Raw genomic sequence first — 18,275 nt, forward strand, 5'->3', positions numbered from 1 at the left:
CGCTCCCTAAAACCTGCCTTTCATTCATCAGGCCAAAGCGAGGAATCCAAGCTGCCAGCCTTGGGACTTACATGCCATTCCCGATGGCGGCGAAGGTCAGCTTTCGACAGGGCCAGACGTCGCCGTGTTTTCCGGCTGCCGAACCATAGGTGTAGTGAGGCGCAACCGTCGGCGGCTTGAGGTGCTCTTCCTTTGTGGCAGAGGTCATGGAGCGGTCGCCACCGTTGCTACATGTCCGTCATGAGCGTGCAGATTATGCGGCGTTGCCGCATCAGAATGGCAGCGAAGGTCACTGGACGCATGAGGCACTCCACGGGCTGCCGACGGTGCCATCAGCGCACGGCGAGGCAACCGAATTCTCCTGACCTAACCATGGGCCCATGCGAGCGATCCGGTTAGTTCCGCCATTCGAAGGATCTGAATACGCCCCCTTGCCGACATACTGCCCTGTTGCGGACGCAACGCGCCCTGATACAACGTAAATTAGCGGGGGGATGGAGAATGCGTTTTGATTTGCTGAAGCCGATACATGGGTGGCGTGGTTTTCTCGGTGAAGTTGGGATCATCGTTTTAGGCGTTTTGCTTGCGCTAGGAGCTGAAGAACTCCTCGATGATTGGAACTGGAAGAGAAATATTGATGAACAACGCAAATCACTTGATGACGACGTAAAAAGCATGTGGGACGCTATGTCAGCCAGAGTGGTCGTTCAGGGGTGCGTAGATCGCCGACTGAATGAAATCGGAGAGGTGATTAAGCGGCATGACGATCAACGTCCGCTTGGCATTGTCGGTCCAATCGGTCGACCGGCCGTTTGGAGTGCGGGTCAAGGCGCGCTGCGAATGGCAACGGCAGACGGATCACTCTCACACATGTCATTACGCGATAAACGCCGCTATTTCGAAGTGGCCGAAGCTTACAATACCTTCGTTCCCTCCGCAGTTGAAGAACGTGAAAGCTGGCAAGTTCTTCAGCGACTGAATGAACCGACCAAATTCGACGCGACGGACTGGCGCGAAATTCGCAATGCCTACCTGCTCGCTGTCGATGCCAATCGCGTCATGAAATACAACCTCGTTAAAGGCGAACCGGGTCAATGGCTAACGCCTTTCAAGGTGTTTCCTCAGATGCCCGCAAGCAAGGAGACGCTGTCGATCCCCTTCGTGCGCGAGCTTTGCCGTCCAGCACTGGCGTGATTGATCGTCCGCCTTCCACGACCAAGTCGCCGTGCGCTCGCGCCGGGCTAGGTAAGGGCGCCTCTCGCCGACTTTGCGGTCATTTGCGACCGTAGATGCGGGCTCTAAACTCCGACGTTCATTCCGATCGGACTGGAACTCGTCGGACCTGAAACCCAGTTTTGGACTGCTCGAACCCGGCGGCTTCATAGAGCGCGAGCGTGGACGCTTCCTTCGAGCCGGTCATAAGCATTGCCTTGTAACAGCCTTCTGCCCAAGCAAGCTCAACTGCCGCATGCAGAATAGCCTTCCCAAATCCACGATTTCGATAATCGGCGTGGGTTACCACATTTTCGATCAAAGCGTATGGCGTTCCGCCATGGGTGAGGTTGGGAACAACTACGACAGTACAACTTGTAACCGGCGCGTTTTCAAACAGCCCCAAGAGGATTGCGCTCCCTTGGTAAAGCGCAAACCGGGCGAAAACGGATGCTGCTTTTTCAGGTGGGCAACGCTCGGCTGCCGCGTCCAAGTGCCAGTATAATGCGGTCAATGCTGATAGGTCGGTCGGCTTTGCAGGCCGAATGAGAATTGTGTTCATCAGGCAATCATGCCTTTCTCGCTAGGTTCTATCCGTTTTTGATCGCATCACGGCTGGGCGGCGGACCAGGACGAAAGGCCGCTATCAAACTTCTTGCTTCCGACAGCGGAATGTCCGGACCCCACAACCAGGCCGCCGCATGCTCGACCCTTGTTGGGTGAGGGCGCCCCTCGCCGACAAAATGGATATTCGACCGGCTTAGGGTATCGCACAATGGCGGACGCCGCGAGACAGGCCGTACATGCGTCATGAGTGCGTTTGCGGGACGTTGGAATGCAAGTGTTGCTCCAATGGTAACAGGGAGATGGGCCAATGGGTCATGAGGGAACCTGTCACTGCGGCGATGTCCGTGTCGTGATCCACGACGATCCGGTAGAAGCGAGCGAATGCAATTGCTCGATCTGCCGCCGGACTGGTGCGCTATGGACTTATGCCTCACCAAGTCGCGTCGAAGTGATTGGCGAAGGCGTTGGCTACCTCCACGGAGACAGGACACTGACGCTGTTCCACTGTGGGACTTGCGGTGTGATCACAAAATGGAGCCCTGTCGATCCCGGGTACGACCGGATGGGGATCAATCTTCGGCTGTTCGATCCCGGCCTGTGGCAAGCGCTACCCCGCAGAGCTGTAGATGGGGCGAGCTGGTGAATAATGTGACTAGTCGAATTTTGCTCTTGCCCAGGCACGGTCGTCTCGATGCGCCGACGTAGCCGCCGTTCGGCTCCGCTCTCGAGTTCGCTGATAGTAGCCGGTCTGCAGAACTGATAAGCGGCGACATGAACGAAGTTTTTGAGCTGGGCTCTCGCGCCGGCATGCTGCTCAAGTCGCGTGGGGAAACTGTCGCTGTTGGAGAAACCTCCGCAGGCGGTCTGATATCTGCAAGCCTCCTGGCCGTGCCTGGAGCCTCGTCCTATTTTGTCGGCGGCGCGATCACCTACTCCGCCCGGTCGATCGAAGCACTAGCCGGCATCTCCATCAGGCAAATGAGGGCCGACGGAATTCGTTCGAGCTCTGAACCCTATGCTCTCCTCCTCGCAACCGAGATTCGTGCTCGCCACGGATCGACGAGTTGGGGGCTGTCCGAGACTGGTGCTGCAGGACCCGCCAACGGCTACGGCGATCCCGCTGGCCACACTTGCATGGCGGTCGTCGGTGCAATCACCGCGGTACGGACGTTGCGCACGGGTGTGGACGACCGCGTTACCAATATGTGGGCGTTTGCCGAGGCTACTCTCAAGTTTTTCGTCGAGATCCTCGAAACCGCGCCGACTTGATGTGGTGTATTCATATCCAGGACGCCCGCCACATGTCTTGTTAGACGATGACGGCCCTCCTGCCGGTGACGCCGACAAAGCCGTCGCTCCGCAGCTTTCTCAGACGCTTTAAAGGCAGCCCTTTGTTCAGGGAGCAATGCCGGCAGAAATTGAAACATCAGCTGTCGGGTGCCGACGCGCTTTCTGCTTTGGGATCGAATCCAATTACGGCGTGTGGCAGATAGGCGCTCTCGACGCTGGCAAAGGACAGCTCTTCCTTTGCCAGGCGGACCCCGGCGATCGCGCGATCCAACTGTTCGATCCCGGATGGTCCAATGACCGGAATGACGCCTTTGCCCGCGAGCCATGCGAGCGACAACTCGGCTTGGCCGAGACCGGTGGCTGCGGCCAGGACGGATAGAGCGTCGAGGGCGGGACGATCGAGCGCCGGATCGAAACTCGCTCGCGCGAGCGGATCGCCCTGCAGCCTCGTGATGTCCGCTTGCGGTCCGGCGAGCCGACCGCGGGCGAGCGGCGACCACGCCATGTATCCGAGCCCTTCTTCACGGCAGAGTGGTATCATCTCGCGCTCTTCCTCACGATAGACGAGATTGTAGTGCCCCTGCATGGCAATGAACGGCGAGAAGCCTTGACGGTCTTGCAGGCTCAACATCTTCATCAGGCGCCAGGCCGACATCGACGATGCGCCAAGATAGCGTACCCGTCCGGACCGTACGAAATGCTCGAGCGTTGCGAGTGTCTCCTCGATCGGAGTGCCGGAATCGAACCGGTGGATCATCAACAGATCCACGAAGTCCGTGCCGAGCCGTTTCAGGCTACGGTCGAGCACATTCGTCAAATGCTGGCGCGATAGGCCCCGCTCATTGGGGCCGGGGCCGGTGGGGAAAAAGATTTTCGTCGTGATCGTCACGTCGTGGCGGTGGCCCAACCGCGCGAGCGCCGCGCCCAGACGCGTCTCGGCCAGGCCGCCGCCGTAAGTGCTTCCCGTGTCGAACAGCGTTACGCCGCGATCGAAAGCTGCCGCTACTAGCGACGAGGCGGCCTCCTCGCCCAGGTTCCAGGCGCGGAGCGACGGGTCGCCGAAAGCGGCCGTCCCCAAAGCCAGTGGCGAGACCTTGAGGCCAGATCGACCGAGGCGCACGGGTTCCATGCGATCAGATGTCGTTGTGCGGATTGAACAATTTGGGGTGGCCGACACCCGCAATCGCCAGAGCATCCAGTCTTTCACGGATTTCCGGCAGTCGCGAGACCAGATCGAGCGCGGCGAGGTTCTCGTCGAGCTGTTGCGGGGTCGAGACACCGATCAGGGCCGTGCTCAGCGCTGGGTGATCGACGACGAAAGCGAGCGCGAGCTGTGCTGGCGTGGCCCCGATTTCCTCAGCCAATGATGCCAAGGCGGGCTGGCGTAGACGGATCTCTTCGCGGATTCCGCCCGAATCGCGCGCGATGTTCCGACCCACGGGGCGAACGCCGGCAGCCATGGCCGGAGGATCGACCCGATCCCGATCGAGATGCCCGGCAAGAATGCCGCCTTCCATCGTGTGCGCGGCGCAGAGCCCCGGGCCGCCCGAGGACCAGAGCTTGTCATACCCCGGTCCCTCGACGATGCCGCGTCGCATGACGTTGTACTGCATCTGCAGCATGGACGGCCGCGGCCAGCCATTGGCATCGCACAAGGCCAGCGTTTCCGCGACCTGCTCGGGCAGGAAATTGGTCACGCCCCAGGCGCGGGCCATGCCCTTCGAGATCAAAGCGATCACTTCCGCGACATAGTTCGCGAAGCCGGTCTCGCCGGTTGGTCGCGAAACCATGACGACATCGACGTGATCGTGCCCGAGCCTTGCGAGCGATCGCGCTAGCTGGGTCTCGAAGCCTTCTTCCGGGTAGTTCCAGAGCCACAGCTTCTGCGCGATCAGGTAGTCCGATCTCGCCGCACCGATGCGATCGAGAGCTGCCGCGACGGCATCCTCCGTGTCGGGCTTGTCCCAGTAGTAACCCACATCGAGCAGATTGATGCCGCGCGCGAAGGCGCGCGACAGCAAAGCGACGAGACCGTCCGGCGTGCAGCGGGAAAAGGTGTTCCAGCTGCCCAGCGAAACGATCGAGACGGGCGGAAGGCTGGGCGAGATCGTACGATAGTCCATATCGGCCTCAGAAGCGCAGCGTGGCCGTGGCCGAGACCATCCGCGGGTCGCCGGGCTGGCTGATCTCTACACCGAAGATCGCGGCCTGCTGGTGGTAGACGAGATAGCGATGGTCGGTGAGGTTGGAGCCCTCGATGCCGAGCTCGAGGCTGGGAAACGCGCGCGGCGTGAAGGACAGCCGCGCGCTGAGCAGGGCATAGGCCTTCTGGATCGAAACGGGATCGGCGATCGTCAGGAACTGGTTGCTGCGATACGACAGGTCGCTGCGCAGCAGGAACCGGCCGATACCCGTATCGGCTTCGTACTGGATGCCGGGCGTGATCGACCACTCGGGCACGTGCGGCAGCTTCGTGCCGAGCGTGATGCCCGCCGTGACGGCGCCGGCGGCGAGATCGGTGAACTCGTTGTGCGTATAGCCGAGGCCAAGGTTGAGCCGCAGCCCGCGCACGGGCTGGGCGACGAGTTCCGCCTCGAAACCGTAGAGCTTGGCGCTGCCGCCGTTGCTCGTCAGGTTGACGACGCCGCCGGTCGGGCCGGGAACGATGACGTTGAGCTGGATGTCGCGCCATTTCGACAGGAACCCGGCGACATTGACGGTGAGCCGGTTGTCGAACCACTGCGTCTTCGCGCCGAGCTCGAAGGTGCGCAGCTTTTCGGGATCGTAGATCGGCGCGGCCATAGTCGCGGTCGGGTTGGAGAAGCCGCCGCTCTTGAAGCCGTTCGACCAGCTGCCGTAAATCAGCGTGTCCGCATTCGGCTTCCAGTTGAGACCCACGCGCGGGGTGAACGAGGTCCACGAGGCACGACGGGTCTGCAGCGGTACCTGTGTCACGCCCCCGCGCTGGGGCAGCGTGACCTGGACGGTGAAGTCCTTCTCGTCGTGGTTGATGCGCGCGCCCAGCGACAGCTCGAGCCCGTCGACGAGAGTGATGTCCTCTTGGGTGAAGGCCGCGTAAGACCGCGCCCTGTAGCGCTGCGCGGTGAAGGTGTCGCGCGCGTCCGAGGCCAGCCCGGTGATCTCGTAGACGCCGTGGAAGCTGAAGCTGGTCTTGTCCGAGGTTCCGGTCTCGTTGAAATAATAGAGGCCGGCGAGGAATTTCACGCGATCGTCAAACAGCTGGCCGGAGACCTGGAGCTCCTGGCTGAACTGCTCGTCATGGATGGTCTCGTTGGTGGTCGAGATCGTGTAGGGGCTGTTGTCGCCGTCGACCTGGATGCGGGTGTGAAGCTTGCGATAGGCGGTGATCGATTTGACCGCGATATCGTCGCTCAGGTCCCAGGCGAGCGTGGCCTGACCGCCGCCGATGTCGTAATCGTCCTGCAGCGGGCTGGCGCTGAAGCTGCGGTAGGTGCCTGGCAGCGCGAAAGCGCCACCGTAGACCGACCCCGCAGCGAGACCAAGCTGGGCGTTCTGCACCGGCGCGGCGATCGTGTTGAAGCGCGCGACAAGCGCAGGGGTGGCGCCCGGCAGCTGCGCTGCGATCTGCGCGACCGAGCCCGTGTTGCGCTGGCGGCTGTAGTCGCCACGCACATCGAGGGTGAGGCCGTCGGCGAGCCGGAACAGCAGGCCGCCGCGAAGTACGAGACGGTCCTCGTCATTGGTGCGCTCGCCGGTGAAGATGCGTCGGCCATAGCCGTCGCTGCTGAAATAGCTGGCCGAGAGCTTGAGACCGATCCGGTCTTCGACCAGCGGCGTGTTGAACGTGGTGACGAGGTCGGCGCGGCCGTAGTTGCCTGCCCGCGCGGTGATGCGTCCTTCGGCATCGCCCGACAGCTTCGGATTGGTCGTGACGACGTTGACCGCGCCGCCGATCGTGTTGCGGCCGTAGAGCGTGCCTTGCGGGCCGCGCAGAACCTCGATCCGCTCAATGTCGGCCACGCTGAGGAGGCCGCCGAGCGTGCGTGCGAGGTAAACGCCATCGACGTAGATGCCGATGCCCGGATCGGTGGGAAAGGCGTAGTCGCCGGTGCCGACGCCGCGGATCCAGGCGGCATAGGCGGCCCCGCCAGCGGTCGGGCGGTTGGTGGTCGTCAGCTCGACGTTCGGTACGAAGTTGGTGATCGTCTTGAGGTTCGTCACGCCGCGCTCGAGCAAGCCTTCGCCCGAAATCGCAGCGACCGAAATCGGCGTGTCCTGGAGACGTTCTTCGCGACGCTGCGCGGTCACGATGATCTCGGCAATGCCCTGGTCGGCGCTAGCGGCCGCGGTCGTGGCTTCGGCCTGGGCATGGGCTTCGGTCGCAATCAGGCCGAGCGAAAGCGCGGCGAGCGAGGCGAGGGGAAGGCGTTGGTTCTGCATGTCTTATCTCCCGGTTTTTCGTTCTGGTTTATGGCTTTGTGCTGTTTTCGGCGGCGGCGAGGTCGCGGCGCAGCGTCCGCCCGGCGAGCAGGAACATCGCGGCGGACAGGACATTCGCGGTGACGACGGTGGTGAGCGCGATCTTGAGCGAGTGGATGCCGCCAGCATCGGCAAGGGCGTCGCTGATTGCGCCGACCAGTGGCGGCCCGAGGCCGTAACCGACGACATTGGCCAGCATGAACAGGATCGCGCCGATCGTGCCACGCATGCGCGGCGGCACGAGACTTTGCGACAGCGCGTAACCGGGCGCCAGCCACAGGCTCGAGCAGGCGGCGAGCCCGGCGGTGAAGGCGACCGCCGTATGCCAATCGCCGACGTTGAAAGCGCCCCAGCCGAACAGCACTGACGCCAGAGTGGTCAGCGCCATGATGCGCGTGCGCCAGCGCTCATCGCGGGTCGAGAGGAAATCGGCGAGGCGTCCGCTGGCGTAGATGCCGACGAGGCCTGCGCCAGCGATGGTGACGCCCAGCAAAGGGCCGACCTCGTTCAGTTTGACGTGGTGCGTTCGCACGAGGAACGAGAAATTCCACGAACTGACGCCGGCGAGCACGATGTAGGCACACATCCCGCCGAGCAGCAGGCAGGTCAGCGATGGCGTCGCGGCGATGTGCCGCAGGGTGCCGGCGAGTGGCGGCGCGGTATTGTGTTTCGCGCTGCCTTCTCGCCGTGGTTCGGACATCAGCATCATCATCGCGATCGCGAGGATCACGCCCGGCGCGCTCGCGATCAGCAGGGCAGCGCGCCAGCCCCAGGCATGGGCGATCTGCGTGTTGATCGTCAGGTTGATGAGCGCGGCCGTGGGGGTTCCCAGCGAGAAGATTGCCATCGCGGTCGCTCTGCGCTTGTGCTCGTAGAGATCGGCGATCATCGACAGGGCTGTCGGCCCGCCGCCCGCCTCGCCAATGCCCACGCCGAGCCGTGCGGCCAGCAACATGGCGTAGGATTGCGCCACGCCGCAAAGCGCAGTCATCACCGACCAGAAGGCCAGGCATGCCGCCGCGAGATTGCGACGATTGGTTCGGTCGGCAAGGACGCCGAAGGGTATGCTCGCGATGCCCAGACACACGGCATAGACCGCGCCTGCAAGCAGGCCGAGGCGGAAGTCGTCGAGCTGGAACTCGGCCTTGATCGGCTCGAGCAGGACCGTGAAGATGATCTTGTCCAGGACAAGCAGAGTGTTGAGCGCGAAGAGCAGGAACAGCGCCACCGGGGCAGACGTCGCCTGCGCGGGGCGGGTGGCCCTTTCGATCGAGGCCGCGTCAGTCGACACGGTCGTATTCCCGGCGATGGATGATCTCGTCCTGCGTTTCGCGCGGAAGCTGGGTGAAATAGGCGCTGCAGCCGCCGATACGGACGATCAGGTCCTTGTGGCGTTCAGGCTCGCGCTGGGCCGCGCGCAGCAGGCCGTCGTCGACGACATTGAACTGGATGTGCTTCCCGCCGCGCGCGAAATAGTCCCGGACCATCGCTGCGACGCGCGCGCGTTCGGCCCTGTTCGCAAAAAGGTGCGGAGCCAGCCGAAGATCGAGCGACAAGGCCTGCCAGGCGATCTGATCGATGCCGAGCGCGCTGTCCAGCATGGCGCTCAGCGGACCCTTGTCGCGCTGGCGCATCGGTGAAAGAGATTCGTCGGCCAGGCCTTCCTCGGCTCGCCGTCCGTCGGGCGTCGCGCCGCTGGCTCGGCCGCCGGGCATGATGCAGGTGCCGATCGTGATCGACCCCGCCTTGTGATAGCCGCCGTAAGTGGTCGTCAGCGCGGTTATCGTCTCGGCGCAGAAGCGGTAGAGATCGGCTGCGGCAGCATCGGCGATCGGATCGGCGTTGCCGTACTTTGGTGCCGCCAGCATCAGCGCGCGCGCCCGCGCACCGTCCTCGCCTTCCCAGTTGTTCGCCAGGTGGCGCAGCAGATCCGCGGGATCTATCGCCTTGTTCTCGAACACCTGACGGCGGATCGCCACGAGCGAATCCGCAACGTTGATCAGGCCGATCGGGTTGACCGCCGAGCCGTTCTCGAACGGCAGCGTCCGCCCGAGGATATTCTTGCTCGCGCCGATGCCGCCATCGGTCAGTGCCGATTCCACGGGCTGGGGAAAGCGCTCGCCATAGCTCTGGATCGTGACGTTGTTGAACTCGGCCTGGAGTTCGAGGAAATGCGCGAGCTGCGCGTGTACGCCGGCCTCGAACTCGACGAAGTCGCGGCAGGCGGGCAGCGGTTTGGTGACGGGTCCTACCTGCGTACCGGTGCGCGGATCGACGCCGCCGTGCAGCGCGAAATTCAGCACCAGCGGTGCGACGAACATCGGCGATGCGACCATGCGCGATTGCCCGATCACGTTGACCCCGAGGCACCCCGCGACGGCATAGTCGCGTGCCTTCGCTTGCGAGACACCTTCGCGAGTCAGGAATTCGACGACCGAATTGTCGCCGAGCAGAGCCGGCAGGCCGATACCCGTGCCGATCAGGTCGAGTGCGGCGTCGAGCAGGTCCGGGGGTGTGCCGTCGTGAACGCGCATGGTCAGCGTGGGGTGGGGCGTGGGGCAGGTGCGGGCGGCTTTCAGCAGCAGGAAGCTCACGGCATTGGTGGCGTCTCGTCCAGCGGCCGTCTGCCCGCCGATCACGCAGTTGTGCCACTTCGCCAGACCGCCATACTTCTGCCGATGGGTTTGGCCCGAGGTGATGACGATCTGCGAATCCTTGATGCGCAGCCACTGCAGGAGCTCGAGCGCGCGCGGCTCGTCGATCGATCGGGCGGTGAGATCGGCCTCGTAGTAGTCACCCAGCAGTTGATCGAGTCGTCCGAACGAGAGAATTCCCGCGGGCAGGATCATCAGCCAGACGATCCACAGCGACTGCAGCGCCTCGTGGAAATCGCGTGCGGGGTTGAGGGGGACGTGCCGGCACATCCGCGCCAGGCGCAAGAGTTCGGTACGGCGCGGTTCTTCAGCGGCCTCGGCGTCGCGTTCCGCGGTTTCTGCCAGGCGTTCGGCGAAATGGACGATCGCTTCGAGCGAGATCACGATGGCCTGCAGCAATTCTGCCTTCGCCACCGCGTCAGCACTGGTCAATCGAGTCTCGGCGAGCTTGCCGCGCGCTTCGGCGAGCAGTCCGGCGAGGCCTTCGCGCAGCACGCGGCCATAGTCGAACACGCCGATGATCTGGCTGATCTCGTGATGAATGCCCCAGCCATTTCCGATCATGCCGCCAGGCCCCCAGCCTTCCGCCTTTGATCGGAACGGCGGCAGGACGACGCCAAGCTGCGCATAGGGCCACAACCGCCCGTCGTCGTAGCGCGAGGTCATGCGCGAGGTCAGCGAGCGATCCTGCCAATAGGCGTTGATCCGCGCGATATCCGCGCGGTCCTCGGGATCGACCGCGAAACCTGCCGTGCAGAGCGCGTCAAGCTCTTCGGTGCCCCAGTTCGCCCAGACGCTGCTCAGTTCGACGGCGCCGGGACGGGCAGCGAAATTGCCGGCGAGCAGGTCGTCGGGCTCGATGAAGACGGGGATTTTGCGCAGGACGGCGTCGAAGGCTTTGGCGACGCGGATCACCTGCGGTTGCCCCTCGGTCGCCTCGAACGACGCCGTCATCAGCCGCGATTTTTCGATGCTGATTGCAAAGCGCCCGTCGCGGACGCGGTCGAGCTTGGCGAAAAGATTTAAAATCCTGGGGCTTACGCTTTCCAGCGGCTTGGGACCGGTCCGGTCCATCGTCTCGCGGCTCATGCTGTTCCTCTCACACGCTTCATCGAGCGTTTGCTATGAGATAGAACTATCCTCTTCGCGCCATTCAGTCTAATGCATGGATGTCATGCCGGATATTCTCACCGCGAATATACGTAAGATCGACATAGGAACGTTGATCGCGCTCCAGAAGCTGTTGATTCAGTGCAATCTCAGCAAGGTCGCGCGCGAGGTCGGGCTATCTCAGCCTGCCTTAAGTCATACGCTGGCCAGGCTGCGCCATGTCTTCGATGATCGGCTTCTGGTCCGGGAGGGCGGCGGTTTCGTCCTCACCGCGCAAGGTGAGGCCCTGCGCGATCGGCTAGAGCAGGTGCTACCGCCGATGCTCCAGCTGTTCGAGAAAGAGGCCTTCGATCCTGCCCGGTCATCGACCCTGTTCAAGCTCGGTATGACCGATCACGCCGGGCTTGTTGTGCTGCCCGCGCTGCAGGAAGCGCTTCTCGATCAGGCGCCGCAGATCCGCACGAGCATTGCGCTCATACCCAATTGGCAGACCGACCAGTCCGAGCTCGACGTGGGCAGATACGATCTGCGGATCGGGGGCCTGCGTTCGCTGCCTCCGCAATGGCACCAACGCAAGCTTCTCAATGACCGGATCGTGCTAATCTGTGCCAGCGAAAATGCGGGCATCGGCGACTATCTGACCGAAGAGCAGCTCGTCTCGCTCGATCATCTTGGCCTTGGGAGCGACCGACCGGCCTATCCTAACCCGATCGACGATTTCCTAGGCAAGCGGGGGCTCGAGCGCCGCGTCGTGATGCGCGTGTCGCATTTCTCGATAGCGCCGAACATCATCTCGAAGACCCGGCTGGTGGCAACCTGCCCGGAGACGGTAGCCCTCAGCTTCGGCGCATCGATCCGAATCGTCGAGCTACCGTTCCGATTTCCCGACATTGATCTTTCAATGGCTTGGCATCCGCGGGTTCATGCGGCGGTCGAACACATCTGGCTGCGCAAACTGATCGTGGACTGCACTAGGCGGACTCCCTCCGCACTATCGTAAACAAAGCGGCGATTGCCGCGGTGATAGTGGCCGGCTCCGCGACGGAAAAGCTGGTTGCATGTGCGCACAGTCACGCCTCTTGGTTACAGCTTCGAATCTTTGAATCTCTCTGGGGCGATGTCAGGCGAGCGCAGGGGCGACCATCAGCTTGATCGAAGGAGACTTCGCACTTGCCTGTCTCAGCTGAGCGAGCGGCCAAAAGCGCTTGAATTATCACGCCTTGACCCGGGGGTTGGCGCCCGAAGAGAAGCCGGAAAATCCTGGCGAAGGCAGAGTTCAACGTCGACGATCGGCGAGCTGAATAGCGAGCCTAACCTCGGGAAATCCGACGGATTTTTGGAGGCCTGGCTGGGGCGGCAGGATTCGAACCTGCGAATGCCGGTACCAAAAACCGATATATCGCAATTTCGCGTCGCCTCAGGCAACCAGAACCCACGGAAATCCGTAGGTTTTTTGATCCTACAACTGCGTCGAAGCGAGCACAACAAAAATCCTGGCAGAAATCCTGGCAGCGTTTTGACCAACGGAGCTCAATCTGGCGGTCAGTTGATTCCTTTGTCAGGTGCATCAACCGATGAAAGTCATTCACTCGCGTCAGCGGATGGTCGAATTTGTTTAAAGACAAAACGAATTTGCGCAGGAGTTACATTCGAGAAGAAACGAAGATAGGATGATGATCGAGATTGGCTGGGAGGATGCGTGGTTGCGCTTTATCGATGCCGGACATCGCTCCGCGAGGTCGAGGAGTTATTCGCGGCCCACACGCCCTTGTCAGCAGAATGGGATGCGGAAGTCTGGCCAGGGCGAACGGGACTTGCGATCGTCAACCAGGATGGAGGCCGCGTCGTCATCGCCATGACTTGGGGATTGCCGGGGGGATCCGATCCATGTTCCTCGCCCGGACGTTCGGCGACAACGATATGGTTTCGTGAGCTTTGGCCGCGCTATCAGGCCTTGATGGCACCAGAACATCGCTGCGTGATCGTGATCGAGGCGTTTGCAAAACCTGACAGGTACGAGGGACGAGCCACACGGACTTGGTTCGGCTCCGATGATGTCCCTTTGTTCGGCTGGCCAGGAATTTGGCGCAATGGTCCACAAGGGCCTGGTTTCAGCGGCTTTCTCGTCGCTCCAGACGCGATCGTCGATCCGCATGGCAGCATGCCTGCCCTGCTCGCGGCAGGCGATGCGGCAAGTTGGCTCGATCAGGAACTCGCCGAGGCTTCCCTGTCGGTTAGGAACACACCTTCGGTCGAGGGGATGTGGCGAGAACCGACCGAGGAGCCATGGGCGACAGCGCCCCGATCACGGTGAATTGTGAGCCATCGGAAGGGGGAATAATTTTCATTCCCGTCCTGCACGGCGCGGGCGACTGGGGATGAAGGTCCGAGCTAGTTGTCGGGTTTCGATGGTTTCTGCTCGAGCGCTTCGATGCGCTCGAGAATGGCGCGCCATACCCTTGCGCCCTCGAAGGCGCCATCGGCCTGCAACTGGTCCGCGCGCATCGATGCGAACAGAAATGCCGATTTCCCGTGCTGCCGCTCGACTTCGAGAGCGCAGGCCCACAGGTGCTGCTCGTCGGTCACGACCAGGGCAGAAAGTCCCATGCTCGTAGCCACAAGGCTCCGAACATGAACGCATGGGCCCAGGCGTCGATGATGGTCCAGCGCTCGGTCCGCTCGATCTCGACGAGTTCTTCGTCGGTGTACCAGTCCTTCATGGCACGCGAAGCTACAACTCGGTCACGCAATGCGCGAGCGCAGTTGCATCCGAAACTGTGTCTCTTCAATCCGGGCGAGAAGGCTAGAGCAGGAGGCTGGTTCTATCGGGCGCCGACCCCGGCGGTGGCCGACAGCAATTGAACCATCCGCGCGGTCCGGCCAGAAGGCCTGCATGAAACTCCGATTGCTCGCCGCCCCGTTCGCCCTGCTCGTCTCACTCGCTGCCTGCACGGCATCGTATGCGCCGCCGCGCACTGCGCGCGCGCCGGTTGCACCGCCGCTGAAGCTCGCGAGCTGGAATCTCGAATTCCTCGCCGAAAGAGATGGCACGGGTTGCGAGCCCAGGACGGCGGCCGACTACGCGGCGATGCGGCGGATCGCCGATGGGATCGATGCCGATGTCGTCGCATTCCAGGAAGCCGAGAGCCCGGCGGCCGCGGCGCGGGTTTTCGATCCCACCCGCTATGTGATCGTCATGGAGAACCGGGCGGGCAATCCCACCGGCACGTGCGGCGGTCAGCACCCCGAGCAGCCTTTCATTCGCCAGGCGGTCGGCTTCGCGATCCGCAAGGGCATCGCCTTCGATCGCAATCCCGACGTGACGAGCCTGCAACTCGGCGATCCACAGTTGCGCTCGGGTGTCGACGTGACGCTCCGCCCGCGCGGGCGTGCCGCGATCAGGCTGCTGGGTGTCCATCTCAAATCGGGCTGCTTCACCGGCGGTGGGGCCAAGGCTTGCCCGGTGTTCCTGCGACAGGTCCCCGCGCTCGAGGCCTGGATCGATGCGGCCGCGAGAGGTTCGCAACGTTTTGCGGTCATGGGCGACTGGAACCGCCGTCTGGCGATTCCCAAGGACGCGGTCTGGGCCGCGATCGACGACAGCGTTCCGGCCAATGCCGATCTGCGCCTCGCCGATGATGGCGTTCCGCCGGCCTGCGATCCACGGTTCGACAGCTTCATCGACCATGTTGTGCTCGACCGCCGCGCGGGCCGCGACATGCGTTCGTTTTCGGAAGTTCGCTATGCCGAGGGCGAAAAGCATTACTCGGATCACTGCCCCGTCATGGTGACGCTGGGTGGCTGATCGAACGATTTCTGTCCGCACGACCCTCGTTGTCGAGCGAAGCGCCGGCATCGCGCCGGGGTCATGAGCAGACGCCATGACCAGCGGCATTCAAAGCCGCGCGCGAAATGCGCATATCAACCCTCATGCGCGGCCGCCGCCGAAGCGGCCCGATAGCCGTGCTTGGCAGACCCGGCCGATCCTGCGATGCCCTTTCGGTGATCACGGAGGAATCAATGCTCGAGTTGGGGCGCAACTGCTGGCGCATCGAGCGTGCGACGCAGGCCACCGTTATCGTTGACGCAGACGACTATTTCAAAGCGGCTCGTGCGGCGATGCTAAAGGCCAAGAAGCAAATTTTGCTCGTGGGCTGGGATTTCGACGCGCGAATTCGCCTGGGGGATGACACCGGTGACGAGGGACCCCAAGAAGTTGGCGCCTTTTTTTCCTGGCTGGTCGAACGCACGCCGGGACTTAACATCTATATCCTTCGTTGGGATACCGGTGCCATCAAATCTCTGTTTCATGGTCGCACGCTCGTTCGGCTCGCGAAGTGGATGCGTGACCCGTCGATCCATTTGCGCCTCGACGCGCATCATCCGCCGGCCGGATCGCATCATCAAAAGGTGGTCGTGATCGACGACTGCCTAGCCTTCTGCGGCGGAATCGACATGACTGCCGATCGCTGGGACACGCGCGACCACGCCGACGATGAGCCGCGAAGGCTGGAACCCGACGGTACCCCTTACGGTCCGTGGCACGATGCGACGACGATGCTGCAAGGACCGGTCGCAAAGTCCCTGGGAGATATGTGCCGGGGCCGCTGGAAGGTTTCGGGCGGCGGCGATCTAGGACAGATCGATATTATGGGCGATTGCTGGCCTGAGCACGTGGCACCTGATTTTACCGATGTTGAAGTGGGTATCGCGCTCACCGTTCCGGAAATGTCGGACCAGGAAGCCCTTCACCAGATCGAGACGCTCTATGTCGACCTCATCGCCCGCGCCAAACGGTGGGTCTATGCCGAGAGCCAATACTTCGCATCCCGGAAAGTCGCCGAGGCTATCGCGAAGCGCCTAGACGAACCGAACGGTCCCGAGTTCGTCATCGTACACCCAACGAGCGCGCAAGGCTGGCTGGAGCCGGTTGCCATGGATTCGGCGCGAGCCCGGCTCGTCGAGGCCCTGCAGCAACGCGACAAGTATGGCCGGTTGCGACTGTACCATCCGCACACGCAGGGCGGTGAGCCGATCTATGTCCACGCCAAAGTGACGGTACTTGACGACGACGTGCTTCGCGTCGGATCGTCCAACTTCAACAACCGGTCGCTGCGGCTCGACACCGAATGCGACGTCGTCATCGACGCGGCGCGAGATGCCAATATCGACGAGCGCCGGACAATCGCAAGGATCCGCAATTCACTGCTCGCAGAGCATCTGGGCACGGATGGCGCGACGGTAGGTGCAACGCTCGCCGAAACAGGGTCGCTGATCGAAACGGTAGAGCGATTGCGGGGAGAGGGCAGATCCTTGCGCCCTTATCAGGTACCCGAGCTGGACGCCGTGCGCGCTTGGCTTGCCGACAACAAGGTTCTTGATCCCGAAGGTCCAGGCGAGATGTTCGAAGCTTTTTCGAAACGAAAGCCATTGCTGGGACGGTTTCAACCTCGCCTTCGCCGAAGCGACGGCAAGATTTCTGCCGTCGCGACCGGCATCGGCCTTGCAGCGTCGGTTGGGGGAGCGCTTGTGGCGGGCGCCGTGTGGAGATCACGAAAGCGGTCGCGATAGGCCTGACGGTACACCGCGTTCGTCTATGGTCCACCACGCCCTTACTCAGCCTGAACGACAACCCTCGCTCGTGATGAGCGCGTCGTATCCCAGCGCATTGAATTCGATCAGGCAGAAACCGTGTCCAAACGGGTCGGCAAACATAGCCAGCTGGCCGTATGGTGCCGCGCAGGTTTGACCCTCCTGGGTGGCACCAGCCCGGAGCACCTTTTCCGTCGCGGCCTCGATGTCCTCGACAACGAAATCCGGATGGATCGGCGACCAGTGCCGATCGTAGCGGCGTGCATCCCCGCTATCGGGGGCGATGCAGGTGCGAGGAGCCTTTTCCAGCAGATAGATCCGCGTCTCCGCGCCCAACAATTCTACGAAGCCAGGACCAAATCTGCGCCCGATGCGAAGTCCAAACGCCGAAGTGTAGAAGGCAACGCCCGCTTCGACGTCGGGCACATCGATGTTCAGGATGAAGCTGGTCATTCCCCTAGTCTAGCTGGCTTTCGACTTCCGGCAATCCATGGCCCCTGCCTTGGCAGAGCAAGAGTTACCCGCGAGGAAGCTCGCATTCCTCAGGGCGCGGCAGGTCTTGGCGCTGCCCCATAGCTCAGGACGGGAAAGCCATCATACGTTGAAAGCCACATCACTGTCGTTGATGAAATAGACCGGCTTGCTGTCCCCGGCGGACTGCCAAACCCGCGCTGCTGCTTCCAGGAACACATCCTCGTAATTGTCGAAAGTGAGGAGCGCCGATTCCGCATTGAGCGAAGCGGTGTGCTTTCCCACGGCAATGAGCGCATCCCTTGTGGCAATGAACTCCAGTTCGATCCCATCATGACGCGCGAAGAAATTGACGGCCTCGCGCTCCGCCGACCAATGTCGATTGGCGGTGTCAAAATTCAGCCCGTGCGCTTCCATTTGTTCTCTCCGTCATCAAGGCCTGGCCGTGTCGGCTCGCCACGGGTTCCAACGAGCGGTCCGTGGCGAAGTTTCTGATGCTATCCCGTTGGCGCGCTACGATCCGCTTTGTCTGGCGCTGAAGATTTCTGATCGCGGCGATCACGCTGACGCACTTGCGGACAGGTCCGGCTGTAAAACGCCGAGACGTTACGCGCCTTGCTCGGCGAGCTCTTCGTTGACACCCGATTTCGCACCTTCCTGCGCGGCCTCTGCGACAGATTTCTCGAACATCTTCTTGAGTACCAGACCCACCGCGAAGGTTACCGTTGCCGTGACCACCGCGCGAATGGCGGTTTCCTCCAGCGAACGGATAAAGCTTCGGCGCGCCCGGCGATCCGTACGACCCGTGGCAGCCTCGATGACCCGTTCACGCGCTTTCATGTTCTCGACCTCGTGCAAAATACCGTGCTCTCTCAACGCGTCAGAACGCCTTGCGATCCATTGCACCACGATATCTTG

At 62.3% G+C, this 18,275-nt stretch carries 19 protein-coding genes; 7 read left to right on the forward strand and 12 right to left on the reverse strand.

Annotated elements, in window-relative coordinates; genetic code table 11:
• Positions 1 to 67 precede the first annotated feature (67 nt).
• Complete coding sequence (locus WG901_RS21790; protein ID WP_339589242.1) at positions 68 to 208, reverse strand: hypothetical protein; 141 nt, start codon at positions 206 to 208, stop codon at positions 68 to 70.
• Between the two features lie 293 nt (positions 209 to 501).
• Here WG901_RS21790 and WG901_RS21795 point away from each other — a divergent pair, with 293 nt between their 5' ends.
• A complete protein-coding gene (locus WG901_RS21795; RefSeq protein WP_339589243.1) occupies positions 502 to 1,194 on the forward strand; it encodes a hypothetical protein in 693 nt (230 codons plus the stop codon).
• Positions 1,195 to 1,312: 118 nt separating this feature from the next.
• Here the strand turns inward: WG901_RS21795 and WG901_RS21800 are convergent, their stop codons facing one another.
• On the reverse strand, positions 1,313 to 1,774 hold the full coding sequence (locus WG901_RS21800) for a GNAT family N-acetyltransferase (RefSeq protein WP_339589244.1): 462 nt from the start codon (positions 1,772 to 1,774) through the stop codon (positions 1,313 to 1,315).
• 312 nt (positions 1,775 to 2,086) lie between these two features.
• Here WG901_RS21800 and WG901_RS23835 point away from each other — a divergent pair, with 312 nt between their 5' ends.
• Both WG901_RS23835 and WG901_RS21805 read left to right on the forward strand, forming a co-directional pair.
• Positions 2,087 to 2,422, forward strand: coding sequence for a GFA family protein (locus WG901_RS23835; protein ID WP_465263056.1), 336 nt, complete (start codon positions 2,087 to 2,089; stop codon positions 2,420 to 2,422).
• Between the two features lie 128 nt (positions 2,423 to 2,550).
• Positions 2,551 to 3,048 carry a CinA family protein gene (locus tag WG901_RS21805; RefSeq protein ID WP_339589245.1) on the forward strand — a complete coding sequence of 166 codons (498 nt, stop codon included), beginning with the start codon at positions 2,551 to 2,553 and terminating at the stop codon, positions 3,046 to 3,048.
• Between the two features lie 157 nt (positions 3,049 to 3,205).
• Here the strand turns inward: WG901_RS21805 and WG901_RS21810 are convergent, their stop codons facing one another.
• The 5 genes from WG901_RS21810 to WG901_RS21830 are packed head-to-tail and all read right to left on the reverse strand — an operon-like array spanning position 3,206 to position 11,273.
• The gene (locus tag WG901_RS21810; RefSeq protein WP_339589246.1) at positions 3,206 to 4,198 is read right to left on the reverse strand and encodes an aldo/keto reductase; all 993 of its coding nucleotides are present in this window, start codon (positions 4,196 to 4,198) and stop codon (positions 3,206 to 3,208) included.
• A gap of 4 nt (positions 4,199 to 4,202) precedes the next feature.
• The gene (locus tag WG901_RS21815; RefSeq protein WP_339589247.1) at positions 4,203 to 5,192 is read right to left on the reverse strand and encodes an aldo/keto reductase; all 990 of its coding nucleotides are present in this window, start codon (positions 5,190 to 5,192) and stop codon (positions 4,203 to 4,205) included.
• Positions 5,193 to 5,199: 7 nt separating this feature from the next.
• A complete protein-coding gene (locus tag WG901_RS21820) occupies positions 5,200 to 7,491 on the reverse strand; it encodes a TonB-dependent receptor (RefSeq protein ID WP_339589248.1) in 2,292 nt (763 codons plus the stop codon).
• A 28-nt stretch (positions 7,492 to 7,519) separates the two neighbouring features.
• Entirely contained in the window at positions 7,520 to 8,821 is a 1,302-nt protein-coding gene (locus WG901_RS21825) for a spinster family MFS transporter (RefSeq protein WP_339589249.1), read from the reverse strand.
• On the reverse strand, positions 8,811 to 11,273 hold the full coding sequence (locus WG901_RS21830) for a pyruvate formate lyase family protein (RefSeq protein ID WP_339589250.1): 2,463 nt from the start codon (positions 11,271 to 11,273) through the stop codon (positions 8,811 to 8,813). The genes WG901_RS21825 and WG901_RS21830 overlap by 11 nt, the downstream gene beginning before the upstream one ends.
• Before the next feature lie 76 nt (positions 11,274 to 11,349).
• Between WG901_RS21830 and WG901_RS21835 the strand changes: the two genes are divergently transcribed.
• Together WG901_RS21835 and WG901_RS21840 are read left to right on the forward strand one after the other, a co-directional pair.
• Entirely contained in the window at positions 11,350 to 12,294 is a 945-nt protein-coding gene (locus WG901_RS21835) for a LysR family transcriptional regulator (RefSeq protein WP_339589251.1), read from the forward strand.
• A gap of 699 nt (positions 12,295 to 12,993) precedes the next feature.
• Positions 12,994 to 13,608 (forward strand): SOS response-associated peptidase family protein, encoded by a 615-nt coding sequence (locus WG901_RS21840; RefSeq protein WP_339589252.1) that lies wholly within the window; start codon positions 12,994 to 12,996, stop codon positions 13,606 to 13,608.
• A 77-nt stretch (positions 13,609 to 13,685) separates the two neighbouring features.
• On the opposite strand, the gene WG901_RS21845 is transcribed toward WG901_RS21840, so the two are convergent.
• Positions 13,686 to 13,880 carry a DUF6961 family protein gene (locus WG901_RS21845; protein ID WP_339589253.1) on the reverse strand — a complete coding sequence of 65 codons (195 nt, stop codon included), beginning with the start codon at positions 13,878 to 13,880 and terminating at the stop codon, positions 13,686 to 13,688.
• Positions 13,877 to 14,014 carry a hypothetical protein gene (locus WG901_RS21850; RefSeq protein WP_339589254.1) on the reverse strand — a complete coding sequence of 46 codons (138 nt, stop codon included), beginning with the start codon at positions 14,012 to 14,014 and terminating at the stop codon, positions 13,877 to 13,879. Before WG901_RS21850 ends, WG901_RS21845 begins: the two co-directional genes overlap by 4 nt.
• 173 nt (positions 14,015 to 14,187) lie before the next feature.
• Between WG901_RS21850 and WG901_RS21855 the strand changes: the two genes are divergently transcribed.
• A complete protein-coding gene (locus tag WG901_RS21855) occupies positions 14,188 to 15,099 on the forward strand; it encodes an endonuclease/exonuclease/phosphatase family protein (protein WP_339589255.1) in 912 nt (303 codons plus the stop codon).
• 215 nt (positions 15,100 to 15,314) lie between these two features.
• Positions 15,315 to 16,865, forward strand: coding sequence for a phospholipase D-like domain-containing protein (locus WG901_RS21860; RefSeq protein ID WP_339589342.1), 1,551 nt, complete (start codon positions 15,315 to 15,317; stop codon positions 16,863 to 16,865).
• A 45-nt stretch (positions 16,866 to 16,910) separates the two neighbouring features.
• On the opposite strand, the gene WG901_RS21865 is transcribed toward WG901_RS21860, so the two are convergent.
• The 3 genes from WG901_RS21865 to WG901_RS21875 all read right to left on the reverse strand — a co-directional run bounded on the left by WG901_RS21865 (position 16,911) and on the right by WG901_RS21875 (position 18,263).
• Positions 16,911 to 17,339 (reverse strand): VOC family protein, encoded by a 429-nt coding sequence (locus WG901_RS21865; RefSeq protein WP_339589256.1) that lies wholly within the window; start codon positions 17,337 to 17,339, stop codon positions 16,911 to 16,913.
• A gap of 141 nt (positions 17,340 to 17,480) precedes the next feature.
• Positions 17,481 to 17,774 (reverse strand): DUF1488 family protein, encoded by a 294-nt coding sequence (locus tag WG901_RS21870; RefSeq protein WP_339589257.1) that lies wholly within the window; start codon positions 17,772 to 17,774, stop codon positions 17,481 to 17,483.
• A gap of 189 nt (positions 17,775 to 17,963) precedes the next feature.
• Positions 17,964 to 18,263, reverse strand: coding sequence for a hypothetical protein (locus tag WG901_RS21875; RefSeq protein WP_339589258.1), 300 nt, complete (start codon positions 18,261 to 18,263; stop codon positions 17,964 to 17,966).
• Between the last annotated feature and the right edge of the window lie 12 nt (positions 18,264 to 18,275).

This window comes from Novosphingobium anseongense (assembly GCF_037482895.1).
GTDB lineage: Bacteria > Pseudomonadota > Alphaproteobacteria > Sphingomonadales > Sphingomonadaceae > Novosphingobium > Novosphingobium anseongense.

Excerpts from the sequence above, each read along its gene's own strand:
- WG901_RS21855 (WP_339589255.1), top strand. The coding sequence starts at position 14,188 with ATGAAACTCCGATTGCTCGCCGCCCCGTTCGCCCTGCTCGTCTCACTC.
- WG901_RS23835 (WP_465263056.1), top strand. The coding sequence starts at position 2,087 with ATGGGTCATGAGGGAACCTGTCACTGCGGCGATGTCCGTGTCGTGATC.
- WG901_RS21795 (WP_339589243.1), top strand. The coding sequence starts at position 502 with ATGCGTTTTGATTTGCTGAAGCCGATACATGGGTGGCGTGGTTTTCTC.
- WG901_RS21805 (WP_339589245.1), top strand. The coding sequence starts at position 2,551 with ATGAACGAAGTTTTTGAGCTGGGCTCTCGCGCCGGCATGCTGCTCAAG.
- WG901_RS21810 (WP_339589246.1), bottom strand. The coding sequence starts at position 4,198 with ATGGAACCCGTGCGCCTCGGTCGATCTGGCCTCAAGGTCTCGCCACTG.
- WG901_RS21865 (WP_339589256.1), bottom strand. The coding sequence starts at position 17,339 with ATGACCAGCTTCATCCTGAACATCGATGTGCCCGACGTCGAAGCGGGC.
- WG901_RS21790 (WP_339589242.1), bottom strand. The coding sequence starts at position 208 with ATGACCTCTGCCACAAAGGAAGAGCACCTCAAGCCGCCGACGGTTGCG.
- WG901_RS21815 (WP_339589247.1), bottom strand. The coding sequence starts at position 5,192 with ATGGACTATCGTACGATCTCGCCCAGCCTTCCGCCCGTCTCGATCGTT.
- WG901_RS21860 (WP_339589342.1), top strand. The coding sequence starts at position 15,315 with ATGCTCGAGTTGGGGCGCAACTGCTGGCGCATCGAGCGTGCGACGCAG.
- WG901_RS21820 (WP_339589248.1), bottom strand. The coding sequence starts at position 7,491 with ATGCAGAACCAACGCCTTCCCCTCGCCTCGCTCGCCGCGCTTTCGCTC.
- WG901_RS21870 (WP_339589257.1), bottom strand. The coding sequence starts at position 17,774 with ATGGAAGCGCACGGGCTGAATTTTGACACCGCCAATCGACATTGGTCG.
- WG901_RS21835 (WP_339589251.1), top strand. The coding sequence starts at position 11,350 with ATGGATGTCATGCCGGATATTCTCACCGCGAATATACGTAAGATCGAC.
- WG901_RS21830 (WP_339589250.1), bottom strand. The coding sequence starts at position 11,273 with ATGAGCCGCGAGACGATGGACCGGACCGGTCCCAAGCCGCTGGAAAGC.
- WG901_RS21850 (WP_339589254.1), bottom strand. The coding sequence starts at position 14,014 with ATGAAGGACTGGTACACCGACGAAGAACTCGTCGAGATCGAGCGGACC.
- WG901_RS21800 (WP_339589244.1), bottom strand. The coding sequence starts at position 1,774 with ATGAACACAATTCTCATTCGGCCTGCAAAGCCGACCGACCTATCAGCA.